Raw genomic sequence first — 13,988 nt, 5'->3', positions numbered from 1 at the left:
GAATTAAAGAGTCTCGGATCCGGTCAGGCGCTTGATGGTGCTGCGCAGGATAGGGCTGTCGGGTTGTTCCTTGAGGAACTTGCCCCAGATTTGTCGGGCTTCGCGTTGTTTGCCCTGGGCCCATAGCACTTCGCCCAGGTGAGCGGCGACTTCCTGGTCGGGAAACCGCTCCAGGGCCAGGCGCAACAGGCGTTCGGCTTCATCGAGGTTGCCCAGGCGGTAATTCACCCAGCCCAGGCTGTCGAGTACTGCCGGGTCTTCCGGGTTGAGCTGGTGGGCCTGTTCGATCAGGGTCTTGGCCTCGGCATAACGCGTCGTACGGTCTGACAAGGTGTAGCCCAGGGCGTTCAGTGCCATGGCATTGTCCGGATCGCGCTTGATGATCAGGCGCAGGTCCTTTTCCATCTGGGCCAGGTCATTGCGTTTTTCGGCCTGCATGGCGCGGGTGTACAGCAGGTTCAGGTCGTCGGGGTATTGCAGCAGGGCCTGGGCGAGGATTTTCCAGGCGCGCTCCCCCTGATTGTTGGCCGACAAGGTTTCGGCCTGAATCAGATACAGCTGGATGGCGTAGTCCGGCTCGGCATCGCGGGCAGCGGCCAGTCGTTTTTCGGCTTCGTCGGTGCGGCCGTTGTTCATCAGGATATCGGCCTGGCGCAGTTGGGCTGGCAGATAGTCGTTGCCGGGGCCGACCTGGGCGTATTCGATCAGCGCGCCTTGCGGGTCGTTGCGTTCTTCGGCGATGCGTCCCAGGTTCAGGTGGGCCGAATCGACATGGCTTTCGCGGGCGATCAGGTCTTCCAGATAACCCTTGGCCTCTTCCCAGGCCTTGGCTTCCAGGCACACTAGCGCCAGGGAGTAGCGCAGTTCGTCGTCATCCGGGTATTGCTGGACCAGGCTGGCAAACTCCACCTTGGCGTCTTCCATGCGGTCCTGTTCCACCAGCATGCGCGCGTAGGTCAGGCGCAGACGCTTATCGTCCGGATACTTCTTGATGCTTTTTTGCAGCAGCGGCAAGGCTTCCTTGCCGCGGTTGAGACTTTGCAGCAGTCGCGCACGCAGCAGCAGCGGGGCGATCTCACCTTCTTCCGGCGGGTTTTGCTCCAATAGTTTCAGGGCGGCCTGTGGTTCGTCATCCTGTTGCAGCAGCAATGCCTTGCCAAACACCAGTTGGCTATTGCTCGGGTGCTTTTGCAGCAGGCGGTCGAAACTCTTCATCAGGCCGTCGCGGGTGTCCTGGTCGGTATCGGCGGCCGACAGGGCGAGGAAGTCGAAATGGGTATCGCCCTTGCCCTGCAAGACTTTCTCCATATAGACCATGGAGTCGTCGTAGCGCCCGGCGCGTGCCAACTGGATGGCTGCGGCGCGCTGGGCTTCCAGGTCATCCGGCGCGTTCTTCGCCCAGATCATCGCCGTATCCAGCGCAGCTTGATCGGCGCCAAGGTATTCGGCGATGCGAAATGCGCGCTCGGAAATCCCCGGATCCTGGGTGTTGATGGCCTGGGTTACGTAGTTATCCAGGGCAATGTCGAAACGATTGCGCTGGCCGGCGAGCTCCGCGCTCAGCAGGCTGAAGATCGTTTCTTCACTGAACGAGGAATAAACCTTGGGTTTTTCAGGGGCGGGGGTGCTGTCTTCCACCGGCGCAGGACTCTGCGACGATACGGGGGCCATGGACTGGCAGCCGCCGAGGAAGGCAAGGGCAAGGAGCAACGCGGAAGATCTATTCATATAGGAAGAGGACGACACTAACCTGCGGTCGGATCATCATGACACAAGCCCTCGGCCAAACATAACCGGGGCACTCCGATTGCCTTAAATGCTCCCCCTGTAGGAGCGAGCTTGCTCGCGAAAAACGCAAAGGCGCCGCGTTTGCCCGGGGTGGCAGCGTTATCGTTGACGATTTTCGCGAGCAAGCTCGCTCCTACAACGGGCCTTTATAGGCATAAGGCATTAGGACAATAGACGACGGTGGTTGTTCTGAGTCAGTCGAAGTAGGACAATTGTCGGCTTCTCGACATCATCAGCGATATTGAATGGCCTTCCTTGCTCTGGGTATCAACCACAAGACTGCTTCTGTAGACGTCCGCGAGCGCGTGGCGTTTACCCCGGAGCAGTTGGTTGAGGCTTTGCAGCAGCTGTGCCGGCTCACCGACAGCCGCGAAGCTGCGATCCTTTCCACCTGCAATCGCAGTGAGCTCTATATAGAGCAGGAACATCTTTGTGCGGATGTCGTGCTGCGCTGGCTGGCTGACTATCATCATTTGAGCCTGGATGACCTGCGCTCCAGTGCTTATGTGCACGAAGATGATGCGGCAGTTCGTCACATGATGCGCGTTGCGTCGGGGCTTGATTCGCTGGTGTTGGGTGAACCGCAGATCCTCGGCCAGATGAAGTCGGCCTACGCCGTGGCCCGCGAAGCCGGGACCGTGGGGCCGCTGCTGGGGCGTTTGTTCCAGGCCACCTTCAATTCGGCCAAGCAGGTACGCACCGATACGGCGATTGGTGAAAACCCGGTCTCCGTGGCATTTGCCGCCGTCAGCCTGGCCAAGCAGATCTTCAGCGACCTGCAGCGCAGCCAGGCCCTGCTGATCGGCGCGGGTGAGACCATCACCCTGGTCGCCCGGCACCTGCATGACCTGGGCGTCAAGCGTATCGTGGTGGCCAACCGAACCCTGGAGCGCGCCAGCATCCTGGCCGAAGAATTCGGCGCCCATGCAGTATTACTGGCCGATATCCCGGCCGAACTGGTGCGCAGCGATATCGTGATCAGCTCCACTGCCAGCCAGTTGCCGATCCTCGGCAAGGGCGCGGTGGAAAGTGCCTTGAAGCTGCGCAAGCACAAACCGATTTTCATGGTGGATATCGCCGTCCCCCGGGACATCGAGCCCGAAGTCGGTGAATTGGACGACGTTTATCTATATAGCGTCGACGATCTGCACGAAGTGGTCGCCGAAAACCTCAAGAGCCGCCAGGGCGCTGCCCAGGCTGCCGAGGAAATGGTCGCGGTCGGTGCCGATGAATTCATGGTGCGCCTGCGCGAACTGGCCGCCGTGGATGTGCTCAAGGCCTATCGCCAACAGGGCGAGCGTTTGCGCGACGAGGAATTGATCAAGGCCCAGCGGCTGCTGGCCAATGGCGCCAGTGCTGAAGATGTTTTGATGCAATTGGCCCGTGGCCTGACCAACAAGCTGTTGCATGCTCCCAGCGTACAGCTTAAAAAACTGACTGCCGAAGGCCGCCTCGATGCGCTGGCCATGGCCCAGGAACTCTTTGCCCTCGGTGAGGGCGCGCCAGACAGCTCTTCGGATAAAAAACCGCAATGAAAGCGTCACTGCTCAATAAACTGGACGTGCTCCAGGACCGTTTCGAAGAACTGACCGCCTTGCTCGGCGACGGCGAGGTCATTTCCGATCAAACCAAGTTCCGTGCCTATTCCAAGGAATACGCCGAAGTTGAACCGATCGTGACCACCTATTCGCAACTGCTCAAAGTGCAGGCCGACCTCGAAGGTGCCCAGGCACTGCTCAAGGACAGCGACCCGGACATGCGTGAAATGGCCGTGGAAGAAGTCCGTGAGGCCAAGGAAAAGCTCGTCGAGCTGGAAGGCGACCTGCAACGCATGCTGCTGCCCAAAGACCCTAACGATGGGCGCAACGTGTTCCTCGAAATCCGCGCCGGTACCGGTGGCGACGAGGCGGCGATCTTCTCCGGCGACCTGTTCCGCATGTACTCGCGGTATGCCGAGCGTCGCGGCTGGCGCGTGGAAATCCTCTCCGAGAACGAAGGCGAGCACGGCGGCTATAAGGAAATCATTGCCCGGGTCGAAGGCGAGAACGTCTACGGCAAGTTGAAATTCGAATCCGGCGCCCACCGCGTACAGCGCGTCCCAGCCACCGAATCCCAGGGCCGCATCCACACCTCGGCCTGCACCGTGGCGGTATTGCCCGAGCCGGACGAGCAGGAAACCATCGAAATCAACCCGGCAGACTTGCGCGTCGACACTTATCGTTCGTCGGGCGCGGGTGGCCAGCACGTCAACAAGACCGATTCGGCGATCCGCATCACTCACTTGCCGTCCGGCATTGTGGTGGAGTGCCAGGAAGAACGTTCCCAGCACAAGAACCGCGCGCGAGCCATGTCCTGGCTGTCGGCCAAGCTCAACGACCAGCAGACCAGCGCCGCCGCCAACGCGATTGCCAGCGAGCGCAAGTTGCTGGTGGGGTCGGGCGACCGCTCCGAACGTATCCGCACCTACAACTATGCCCAGGGCCGGGTCACCGACCACCGGGTCAACTTGACCCTGTACTCCCTGGACGAAATCCTTGCCGGTGGCGTGGACGCCGTGATCGAGCCGTTGCTGGCCGAATACCAGGCCGACCAACTGGCGGCGATAGGTGAATAAATGACCATTATTGCCAGCTTGTTGCGCGCCGCCGACCTGCCCGACTCGCCGACCGCGCGCCTGGATGTGGAGTTGCTGCTGGCGGCTGCCCTGGGCAAGTCCCGCAGCTACTTGCACACCTGGCCAGAAAAAATCGTCAGCAGCGAGGACGCCCTGGTGTTTGCCGACTACCTGCAACGGCGCCGCAGCGGCGAGCCGGTGGCCTATATCCTCGGCCAGCAAGGCTTCTGGAAACTTGACCTGGAAGTCGCGCCGCACACGCTGATCCCGCGCCCGGACACTGAGTTGCTGGTGGAAGCGGCCCTGGAACTGTTGCCCGCCACCCCGGCGACTGTCCTCGACCTGGGCACCGGTAGCGGCGCTATTGCCCTGGCCTTGGCCAGTGAGCGCCCGGCCTGGAGCGTGACCGCTGTTGATCGCGTGCTGGAGGCCGTGGCGCTGGCCGAACGCAATCGCCAGCGCCTGCACCTGGACAACGTCACGGTGCTCAACAGTCACTGGTTCAGTGCCCTGAAAGATCACACCTACCACCTGATCATCAGCAACCCACCTTATATAGCCGACAACGATCCACACCTGGTGGCCGGCGATGTGCGCTTCGAACCGGCCAGTGCGCTGGTTGCAGGCCAGGATGGGTTGGACGACCTGCGCTTGATCATCGCCCAGGCGCCCGCGCACCTAGAGGCCGGCGGCTGGTTGTTGCTCGAACACGGTTACGACCAGGCTCCCGCCGTGCGCGACCTGCTGCTGGCGCAAGGTTTTGACGAAGTCCACAGCCGTATCGACCTCGGTGGCCATGAGCGCATCAGCCTGGGACGCCGGCCGTGCTGACCGATCAGGAGCTGTTGCGCTATAGCCGACAGATTCTGTTGCAACAGGTCGACATCGAGGGCCAGTTGCGCCTGAAAAACAGCCGTGTGTTGATCGTCGGTCTTGGTGGCCTCGGTGCTCCGGTGGCCCTGTACCTGGCGGCGGCCGGTGTCGGCGAGTTGCATCTGGCAGACTTTGATACCGTCGACCTGACCAATCTGCAACGCCAGATCATCCACGACACCGACAGCGTCGGCCTGAGCAAGGTCGATTCAGCTATCAAGCGGTTGAGTGCGATCAACCCGGAGATTCAACTGATTGCCCACCGCACGGCGCTGGACGCTGATTCGTTAGCCGCCGCCGTGGCCGCTGTGGACCTGGTGCTCGATTGCTCCGATAACTTTTCCACCCGTGAGGCAGTGAATGCGGCGTGCGTGGTGGCTGGCAAGCCACTGGTCAGCGGCGCGGCGATTCGCCTGGAAGGCCAGCTCTCGGTGTTCGACCCGCGGCGCCCGGAAAGCCCGTGTTACCACTGTTTATATGGGCATGGCAGCGACACCGAACTGACCTGTAGCGAAGCCGGCGTCGTTGGCCCGCTGGTAGGGCTGGTTGGCAGCCTGCAAGCCCTGGAAGCCCTGAAGCTGCTGGCCGGCTTTGGCACACCGCTGGTCGGGCGCCTGCTGTTGATCGATGCCCTGGGCACACGTTTTCGCGAGCTGCGGGTCAAGCGTGATCCAGGCTGCAGCGTTTGCGGTAGCCAGCATGGTTAAGGATGCACCGATTGGTGTGTTCGACTCCGGCGTCGGCGGCTTGTCGGTGCTGGATGAAATTCATCGTTTGTTGCCCCATGAGTCGCTGCTGTACGTGGCGGATTGCGGGCATATCCCCTACGGCGAGAAAACCCCGGCATTCATTCGTGAGCGTTCGCGGGTGGTCGCAGAGTTTTTTCGCGAGCAGGGCGCCAAGGCCTTTGTGATTGCCTGTAATACGGCGACCGTGGCGGCGGTCGCTGACCTGCGCAGTGATTATCCGGATTGGCCGCTGGTGGGCATGGAGCCGGCGGTCAAGCCCGCGGCGGCCGCGACCCGCAGCGGTGTGGTCGGGGTGCTCGCCACCACGGGCACCCTGCAAAGCGCCAAGTTCGCCGCGTTGCTGGATCGCTTTGCTACCGATGTGCGGGTGATTACCCAACCTTGCCCAGGGCTGGTGGAGCTGATCGAAGCCGGCGACCTGAACAGCCCGGCGCTGCGCCAGATGCTGCAAGGGTATGTCGCACCATTGGTCGAGGCCGGCTGCGACACCATCATCCTGGGCTGCACCCACTATCCCTTCCTCAAGCCATTGCTGGCGACGCTGCTGCCACCGACGATCATCCTGATCGACACTGGGGCGGCGGTCGCGCGTCAGTTGCAGCGCCTGCTGGACGAGCGCCAACTGCTGGCCGAGGGCCCGCCTCGGATTGCACAGTTCTGGACTAGCGGTGATCCGCAGCACCTCAGAAATATCCTACCCACACTATGGAGATTCACTGGCGTTGTGCGAAGCTTCGATCGGTAAAAAATCGTGAAATAGTCGGTTTTTTAGCTGAACTTCTGCGTAATCCAGGATTTCTATAGCTGTTGATACGTATCAAAAAACATACAACTTCGTTTGGTAAAGGATGTTTCTTATGAAGCGCTTGTTCTGTGTGGCTGCGATTGCAGCCGTAGTGGTGGGACACTCGGTTTCGGCCCAGGCTGCCGGCCTGGAATTTGGGGTGGGGCATACCAGTGATTCGACCATGACCTATCGTCTGGGCCTGCAATCGGACTGGGACAAGAGCTGGTGGCAGAGCGATGTCGGTCGCCTGACCGGCTACTGGAGCGGCGCTTATACCTTCTGGGATGGTGACAAACGCGCCAGTGTCAGCAGCCTGTCCTTTTCGCCGGTGTTTGTGTACGAGTTCGCCGGCGAGTCTGTCAAACCCTACATCGAAGCGGGGATTGGCGTGGCGCTGTTTTCACGCACCCGTGTCGAAGACAGCAACATTGGCCAGGCTTTCCAGTTTGAAGATCGCCTGGGCTTTGGCCTGCGCTTTGCCGGTGGGCATCAGGTGGGGATCCGTGCCACGCACTATTCCAACGCGGGCATCAGCAGCCATAACGATGGTATCGAGAGCTACTCGTTGAACTACACAATGGCGCTCTGATATTCCCCAGGCACATGCACAACCTATGTGGGAGCCGGGCTTGCTCCCACATTTGATCTTCACCGTTTGCAGAGTCAGCGGTAGACCGTCGCAATCCCCTGGCGCTCTTCAATGCACTCCGGCGCGCCCATCTCGAACTCCCGGCAAATCAACGGTCGCTTTTCATAGATGGTGCACATCATCGTGTCGCGATCCAGCGCCGCGCACCAGCCATCGTCCAGGCGCAGCATGACTTCGCCACCCCAGTCGTCGGTATCGATAAAGCGATCAGGCACGCCGGTGTCGGTGATCAGCATGACTTCCAGCTGGCAGCAGCAGGCTGCGCACGTGGCACAGGTGACGGCGGGTTCGGTGATTTGGGTGTGGGGGATGGTGGTCATGGGGCGCAGCTTCAAGCTTCAAGCGCCCAGCTGCAAGCTAAAGCCGACCGGTTTCAGTTTTTTTGCTGTTGCGTGGCTTGCCAACCCCTGTAGGAGCGAGCTTGCTCGCGAAGGGCGCCAACGATAACGCAGGTTTTCTGGTTAAACGCGGTGCTCTCAAGTTTTTCGCGAGCAAGCTCGCTCCTACGGTTTAAGCACTGAAACGCCCCAGCAGCAATTGCGCGGTGCCGATAGTGCGTTCCATAAAGCCACCTTCGCAATAGCACAGGTAGAACTCCCACAAGCGCAGGGTTCGCGCGTAATACAGGCCGAAGTCTTCCATGTGCAGCAGGTTCATATCGGTGTCGCGGCTGACGATCTGCAACTTGGCAGCACATAGTGATAGCGCTCGCGCCACGGGGTGTTGGTCACTTCACAGGGTTTCCCCAAAGGCCTGGGCCACGCGCAGGGCGCTGACCACACCGTCCTCATGAAAGCCGCTGGCCCAGTAGGCCCCGCAGTAATAGGTGTGCCGGGCGCCATGCAACTCTTCCCAGCGCGCTTGTGCCGCTACCGCCGCCAGGCTGTATTGCGGATGGGCGTAGGTGTAGCGGGCGAGGATTTTCAGCGGGTTGATAATCGCGGTCTGGTTAAGGCTGACGCAAAAGGTGGTGGCGCTGTCGATGCCTTGCAGGATGTTCATGGCGTAGGTGACGGCTGCCGGTTTGTGCGTGCTGGCGTCCAGCCGATAGTTCCAACTGGCCCAGGCCAGCGGGCGGTCGGGCAGCAAACGGGTGTCGGTGTGCAGGGCCACGTCGTTGTCGGCGTAGGTCATCGCCCCAAGGATCTGTTGCTCGGCCAGGCTCGGGTCCTCCAGCAGGGCCAGGGCCTGGTCGCTGTGGCAGGCGAAGATCACCTTGTCGAAATGTTCACGGCCATCGGCACTGTGGATCACGACCCCCTCAAGCGTACGCTCGACCTTGTGCACCGGGCAGTTGAGGCGGATCTGCTGGCGAAACGAGCGGGTCAGCGGCTCGATATAGCGGCTGGAACCTCCTTCAATCACGCACCATTGCGGCCGATTATTCACCGATAGCAAACCGTGGTTCTTGAAGAAGCGCACGAAGAACTGCAGCGGAAACTCCAGCACGTCCGCCAGCGGCATCGACCAGATCGCTGCGCCCATGGGCACGATGTAGTGGCGGATGAAACGCGGGCCATAGTTGCCCGCCTGTAAGTATTCGCCCAGGGTCATCTGCGCGCTGATGCGTTGTTCCTGCAAATCCAGGGGCGCCTGGCGATTGAAGCGCAGGATGTCGCGCAACATGCCCCAGAAACCCGGGGACAGGATATTGCTGCGCTGGGCGAACAGGCTGTTGAGGTTGTTGCCGTTGTACTCGACATTTTCCTCGGGAGCGCACACCGAAAAACTCATCTCGGTCGGCTTGAACGGCACGCCGATCTGCCCCAGCAGGCGGATGAAGTTGGGGTAGGTCCAGTCGTTGAACACAATAAAGCCGGTGTCCACCGCATACCGTTGGCCCTCGACCGTCACGTCGATCGTGTGGGTGTGGCCGCCAATCCGGCCGCCGGCTTCGAACACGGTGATGTCATGGCGGCGGCTGAGCAGATAGGCACTGGTCAGCCCGGAAATTCCGCTGCCGACAATGGCGATCTTCACAGGTTGTCCTTGTGCGGCGGCGGGCTGCGCAGCATGCGCTTGCCGATGATCAACTGCGCGCGGTTCGGCAGTTTCGACAGCGGCCACAGGGTGGCGATAAACAGCGCCGGGAAGGCGATCTCCAGTGGGCGCTTTTGCAGTTTGTCGAAAATATGCCGCGCGGCCTTATCGGCCGGCCAGCTCAAGGGCATCGGGAAATCATTGCGCTCGGTCAAAGGCGTATCGACGAAACCGGGGCTGACCACGGTCACATCTATGCCTTCGGGAGACAGTTCGATGCGCAGGGATTCGAACAAGTAGCGCAGGCAGGCCTTGGATGTGCCGTAGGCTTCTGCGCGGGGCATCGGCAGGTACGTGACGGCACTGGCGACGCCGACCAGGTGCGGGGTTTGCCCGGCACGCAGCAGCGGCAAGGCGGCCTCGATGCAATAACTGCTGGCCAGCAGGTTGGTGCGCACCACGTGTTCGATAATCGAGGCATCGAATTGCCTGGCATCCACGTATTCGCAGGTACCGGCATTCAAAATCACCGTGTCCAGGGCGCCCCAGGCTTGCGTGATGTGCTCGCCGATTTCGCGTACCACCTGGCTGTTGGTCAAGTCGCCGGCTACCACCAGCACTTGCCCCGGATAACGTTGGGCAAGCTGCTCCAGCGGTGCCTTGGCGCGCGCGCTCAGCGCCACCTGTGCGCCGCTGCCGAGCAACTCTTCGGCCAGTGCGGCGCCAATACCACTGCTTGCCCCCGTCAGCCAGTAACGGCGTGGCGATATCAGGCTCATGCCATTTTCCCTTTTAACCAACGAACAATTGGGCCCAGTACCGGCAGGTGTTCGTAAAGCAGCGCTCCGGCATCAAAATAGTCGCGGTGCCGGTAAACCTTGTCGTGCCATAACAGGTGGGAGCAGCCCTCGACCTGAATCTGCTGGCCGCCCGCCAGTCGCGGGTGGCAAAAGCTCATGGTCCAGCGCAAATAACCCTCGCCTTCGGTCACGTGGTCGAAGCCGTGGAAGTCAAAATGCAGTTGGCTGATCTTGATGTAAAGCTCGGCGAAGTACGCTTTCAGCGCGCTGATGCCGTGGATCTGGTGCAGTGGATCAGTGAAGTTGATGTCCTGGCTGTACAAACGGTCAAGCAGGTGCAGGTTGTGTTTGTCCAGAGTAGCGAAGGAATTGGCAAACTGACGCAGGAAATCACTCATACACGCCTCCCGCCTGGCGCGAGGGCAGGGCGCGAAAGGCGGCCAACGCGCGCTCACGGGAACGCTTCAGATCGACGATGGGCCGTGGGTAGTCGGCCACGCCAAACAGGCCGGCGGCGGCGTCGGGGTTGTGCACGTCCTTCTTGTTCAGACCCGACAGTTGCGGCAGCCACTGCTTGATGAAACGCCCTTCGCCATCGAACTTCTCGGACTGACTCAGCGGGCTGAAAATCCGGAAGTATGGCGCCGAGTCGGTGCCGGTGGACGAACTCCATTGCCAGCCGCCGTTGTTGGCTGCCAGGTCGCCGTCGATCAGGTGACGCATAAAGAAGCGCTCGCCTTCGCGCCAGTCGATCAGCAGGTTTTTGGTCAGGAACATCGCCACCACCATGCGCAGGCGGTTATGCATCCAGCCGGTTTCCAGCAACTGGCGCATCGCAGCATCAATGATCGGCAGACCGGTACGCGCCTCCTGCCAGGCGGCGAGGTCCTCGGGCGCGTGACGCCAGGCCACGGCTTCGGTTTCCGGGCGAAAGGCACGATGGCGCGACACCCGTGGGTAGCCCACCAGGATGTGTTTGTAGAACTCACGCCACAGCAGCTCGTTGATCCAGGTGACGGCACCGGTGTCGCCACTTTCGAATTCACCCTGGTTGCTTTGCAATGCGGCATGCAGACACTGGCGCGGCGAAACCACGCCAGCCGCGAGGTACGCAGACAACTGGCTGGTACCGGGCTTGGCCGGGAAGTCGCGCTCGTCCTTGTAGTAGCTGATCTGCGCGTCGGCAAATTGCCCAAGGCGTCGGTGCGCCTCGTCTTCTCCCGCCGGCCAGAGTGCGCGTAGGGTGTTGCTGGGTGGGGCAAATCCCTTGACCTGCTCGGGAACGGCATCGCTGGCCAATGACAGTGTGGCCTGGGCCTTGGGTGTCGGTATCCGGCGTGGCAGGGTGCTGTGCAGGCGGTTGTAGCAGACCTTGCGAAACTGGCTGAACACCTGGAAGTAGGTGCCGGTCTTGGTCAGCACACTGCCGGGTTGGAACAGCAGTTGGTCCAGGTAGCGGTGAAAGCTCACGCCTTGTGTTTCCAGGGCCTGGGCCACGGCGGCATCGCGTCGGCTTTCGTGGATTCCGTATTCGTCGTTGACGTGAACCGTCTCGACCGACAAGGCCTGGCATAACTCGACCAGCACCTGTGGCACCTGATCCCAGGTGTCGGCATGGCGGATCAGCAGGGGAATATTCAGTTGGCCCAGGGCTTGGCTCAGCGTCTTGAGGTTGCGCAGCCAGAAGTCCACCTTGCACGGCGCATCGTCATGGGCCAGCCACTGCTCGGCAGTGATCAGGTACACCGCCGCCGTCGGGCCGCGCTGGCAGGCGGCCGCGAGGGCGGTGTTGTCATGCAGGCGCAGGTCGCTGCGCAGCCAGATCAGATGCATTTAGAGAAGCCCGCGCTGGGTCAAGAGCTGGTGGGCCGACAACGGGTCTTCGGCCAACAACAGTTCTGGGATGTCCTGGGTTAATACCGCCAACTCGGCCTGATGGATGCACACCGTTGGTCCGGCGATGAGGATTGGGCAACGGGTGCCGCTCAAGAGTTTCGGCAGGACCGCCAGATTGATGGCCTTGCTTGAGTACAGCAACACGGCCCGCGGTTGCAGGTGTTCGACCGCCAGGGCCAGTTCGCCGGTGGGCAGCGGCCAGTCGAAGACCTCCACCGGACAATCGGCGCTGCTGGCCAGCCAGGCGCTCAACCACAGGTGGGGCTCAAGTGGCAGGTCGGAATGATTGATCAGCAATAAAGGGCGGCCATTAAGCTGGCGATTGTTGTGATACATCCGCGCGCCGAATTTGCTGCGCAGCCAGGAATGGAAAAACACCCGCTCCATTTGCGCGCCGAATTGGCCCTGCCAGCGCTGCTCCAACTCCTTGAGCAGCGGCAACAACAGGTGTTCGCACAGGGTGCGCGGTGGGTAGAGGGCCATGGCCTGGTTGAACACATCATCCACCCGGCGCTCGGCCAGTTGGCTGATCGCGTGTACCAGAGTCTGGCGCAGGTCCTGCCATTCGTTTTCGGCGCTGTTGTCCACCGGCTGGGCGTTGTCGATCAACTGCTTGACCTGGCTGACCGGCACGCCGCGGTTGAGCCACGTCAGGATGGTCTGGATGCGCTGCACATGCTCGGCGCTGAACAGCCGATGGCCCTTGGGCGTGCGCTGCGGCACGATCAGGCCATAGCGACGCTCCCAGGCACGCAGGGTCACCGCGTTGACCCCAGTCTGGCGGGCCACTTCGCGGATCGGCAGCCAGCCTTGCTCCAGGGCCAGGGCCAAGTCTTCGGCGGGGTGTTGCGTAGAAACGTTCATGGGTTAAATCGCATTGCGCAGGCTGAGGTTTTCCGGATGCGGTTGCAGGTACGCCTGCTGCGCGATGTAGCGGTCCGGGTGTTGGCGAAAGTGATGCTTGAGCAGGGTCAGCGGTACCACCAGTGGCACGATGCCGTGACGGTATTGGCCGATCAGGGTCTGCATTTCCTGTTTGTCTTCAGCGCTGATGACCTGCTTGAGGTAACCGCTGATGTGTTGCAGCACGTTGGAGTGGGTGCCGCGGGTGGCGCACTTTTTCAGTGCGCTCATTAGCTTGCTGAAATAGTCAGCGGCAAGGGCTTGCAGGTCGCAGCCCTTGCCCATGCTGCCCAACAGGTTGCCCAGGCTTTTGTAGTGGGCCGGGCTGTGGGCCATCAACAGGTATTTGTAGCGCGAGTGGAAGGCCAGCAGACGGTGACGGGTCAGCCCTTCAACAAGCAATTGCTGCCATGTGGCGTAGACAAACACCCGGGTCAGGAAATTTTCCCGCAACACCGGGTCGTGCAGGCGGCCATCTTCTTCCACCGGCAGGTTGGGGTGACGGGCGCAGAATGCCTGGGCATAGATCCCACGCCCGCCACCATCGACCGGGGTGCCGTTGTCGCGGTAGACCTTGACCCGCTCCAGGCCACAGGACGGTGACTTCTGCATGAAAATGTAGCCGCACAGGTCGGTATGCTCGGCGGCCATGTCCTGGCCATAGGCGTCCAGTGCGCCGGTCACGTTCAAGTCGCGGTGGACGGTACCCACGGCTTGCGGTTGTTGCGGGTCGCCCACCAGGCGAATCGGCTCGCGGGGGACGCCCAGGCCGATGGCGACTTCGGGGCACAGAGGCACAAAGTCGAAGTAGTCGGCGAGTGCCTGGCTGCACAGGGGCGATTGCTTGTGCCCGCCATTGAAACGCACGTTCTCGCCGAGCAGGCAGGCGCTGATGGCGATCCTGGGTTTGCCGGTGGTGGGCGCGGGGCTGGGCATGGCAAACCTCTGC

The 13,988-nt window shown here is 61.4% G+C and carries 14 protein-coding genes and 2 pseudogenes; 7 read left to right on the top strand and 9 right to left on the bottom strand.

Translation table 11 applies throughout. The features are described from left to right. Nucleotides 1-3: 3 nt before the first annotated feature. Nucleotides 4-1,728, bottom strand: a complete 1,725-nt coding sequence (locus tag FJD34_RS23335; protein ID WP_090292999.1) for a tetratricopeptide repeat protein — start codon at nt 1,726-1,728, stop codon at nt 4-6. 305 nt (nt 1,729-2,033) lie between these two features. Between FJD34_RS23335 and hemA the strand changes: the two genes are divergently transcribed. From hemA to FJD34_RS23305, 6 genes are all read left to right on the top strand, one after another. After that, nucleotides 2,034-3,323, top strand: a complete 1,290-nt coding sequence (hemA, locus tag FJD34_RS23330; protein ID WP_032857774.1) for a glutamyl-tRNA reductase — start codon at nt 2,034-2,036, stop codon at nt 3,321-3,323. Then, entirely contained in the window at nt 3,320-4,402 is a 1,083-nt protein-coding gene (gene prfA / locus FJD34_RS23325; protein ID WP_029295658.1) for a peptide chain release factor 1, read from the top strand. The genes hemA and prfA overlap by 4 nt, the downstream gene beginning before the upstream one ends. Continuing rightward, nucleotides 4,403-5,233 (top strand): peptide chain release factor N(5)-glutamine methyltransferase, encoded by an 831-nt coding sequence (prmC, locus tag FJD34_RS23320; protein ID WP_032857772.1) that lies wholly within the window; start codon nt 4,403-4,405, stop codon nt 5,231-5,233. After that, nucleotides 5,227-5,982: a molybdopterin-synthase adenylyltransferase MoeB gene (locus FJD34_RS23315; RefSeq protein WP_090293001.1), complete on the top strand. Its 756-nt coding sequence runs from the start codon at nt 5,227-5,229 to the stop codon at nt 5,980-5,982. The genes prmC and FJD34_RS23315 overlap by 7 nt, the downstream gene beginning before the upstream one ends. Then, on the top strand, nt 5,975-6,769 hold the full coding sequence (gene murI / locus FJD34_RS23310) for a glutamate racemase (RefSeq protein ID WP_065944308.1): 795 nt from the start codon (nt 5,975-5,977) through the stop codon (nt 6,767-6,769). The genes FJD34_RS23315 and murI overlap by 8 nt, the downstream gene beginning before the upstream one ends. Nucleotides 6,770-6,881: 112 nt before the next feature. Then, the gene (locus FJD34_RS23305) at nt 6,882-7,400 is read left to right on the top strand and encodes an acyloxyacyl hydrolase (protein ID WP_032857767.1); all 519 of its coding nucleotides are present in this window, start codon (nt 6,882-6,884) and stop codon (nt 7,398-7,400) included. 74 nt (nt 7,401-7,474) lie between these two features. Here FJD34_RS23305 and FJD34_RS23300 read toward each other — a convergent pair whose 3' ends face one another. Further along, complete coding sequence (locus tag FJD34_RS23300; protein ID WP_032857765.1) at nt 7,475-7,780, bottom strand: YkgJ family cysteine cluster protein; 306 nt, start codon at nt 7,778-7,780, stop codon at nt 7,475-7,477. Between the two features lie 62 nt (nt 7,781-7,842). Between FJD34_RS23300 and FJD34_RS28535 the strand changes: the two are divergent. After that, nucleotides 7,843-7,971: pseudogene (locus tag FJD34_RS28535) on the top strand (outer membrane lipoprotein carrier protein LolA); the annotation flags it as partial. Here the strand turns inward: FJD34_RS28535 and FJD34_RS23295 are convergent. The 7 genes and pseudogenes from FJD34_RS23295 to FJD34_RS23265 form a co-directional block, all read right to left on the bottom strand. Continuing rightward, a pseudogene (locus tag FJD34_RS23295) lies at nt 7,971-8,168 on the bottom strand (SAM-dependent methyltransferase); the annotation flags it as partial. The pseudogenes FJD34_RS28535 and FJD34_RS23295 sit on opposite strands and share 1 nt — an antisense overlap. 24 nt (nt 8,169-8,192) lie before the next feature. Then, nucleotides 8,193-9,440 carry an NAD(P)/FAD-dependent oxidoreductase gene (locus FJD34_RS23290; protein ID WP_065944307.1) on the bottom strand — a complete coding sequence of 416 codons (1,248 nt, stop codon included), beginning with the start codon at nt 9,438-9,440 and terminating at the stop codon, nt 8,193-8,195. After that, on the bottom strand, nt 9,437-10,219 hold the full coding sequence (locus FJD34_RS23285) for an SDR family NAD(P)-dependent oxidoreductase (protein WP_090293002.1): 783 nt from the start codon (nt 10,217-10,219) through the stop codon (nt 9,437-9,439). Before FJD34_RS23285 ends, FJD34_RS23290 begins: the two co-directional genes overlap by 4 nt. Then, nucleotides 10,216-10,638: a nuclear transport factor 2 family protein gene (locus FJD34_RS23280; RefSeq protein ID WP_032857760.1), complete on the bottom strand. Its 423-nt coding sequence runs from the start codon at nt 10,636-10,638 to the stop codon at nt 10,216-10,218. Before FJD34_RS23280 ends, FJD34_RS23285 begins: the two co-directional genes overlap by 4 nt. Next, nucleotides 10,631-12,073, bottom strand: coding sequence for a deoxyribodipyrimidine photo-lyase (gene phrB / locus FJD34_RS23275; protein ID WP_090293004.1), 1,443 nt, complete (start codon nt 12,071-12,073; stop codon nt 10,631-10,633). Before phrB ends, FJD34_RS23280 begins: the two co-directional genes overlap by 8 nt. After that, a complete protein-coding gene (locus tag FJD34_RS23270) occupies nt 12,074-13,000 on the bottom strand; it encodes a MerR family transcriptional regulator (RefSeq protein WP_090293005.1) in 927 nt (308 codons plus the stop codon). It lies immediately after the preceding gene. A 3-nt stretch (nt 13,001-13,003) separates the two neighbouring features. Then, complete coding sequence (locus FJD34_RS23265; RefSeq protein WP_065944302.1) at nt 13,004-13,975, bottom strand: YbgA family protein; 972 nt, start codon at nt 13,973-13,975, stop codon at nt 13,004-13,006. Between the last annotated feature and the right edge of the window lie 13 nt (nt 13,976-13,988).

Source organism: Pseudomonas brenneri, assembly GCF_007858285.1.
Classification (GTDB): Bacteria; Pseudomonadota; Gammaproteobacteria; order Pseudomonadales; family Pseudomonadaceae; genus Aquipseudomonas; species Aquipseudomonas brenneri.
The sequence above is the reverse complement of the archived record's forward strand: the minus strand, read 5'-3'. Positions and strand labels throughout refer to the sequence as shown.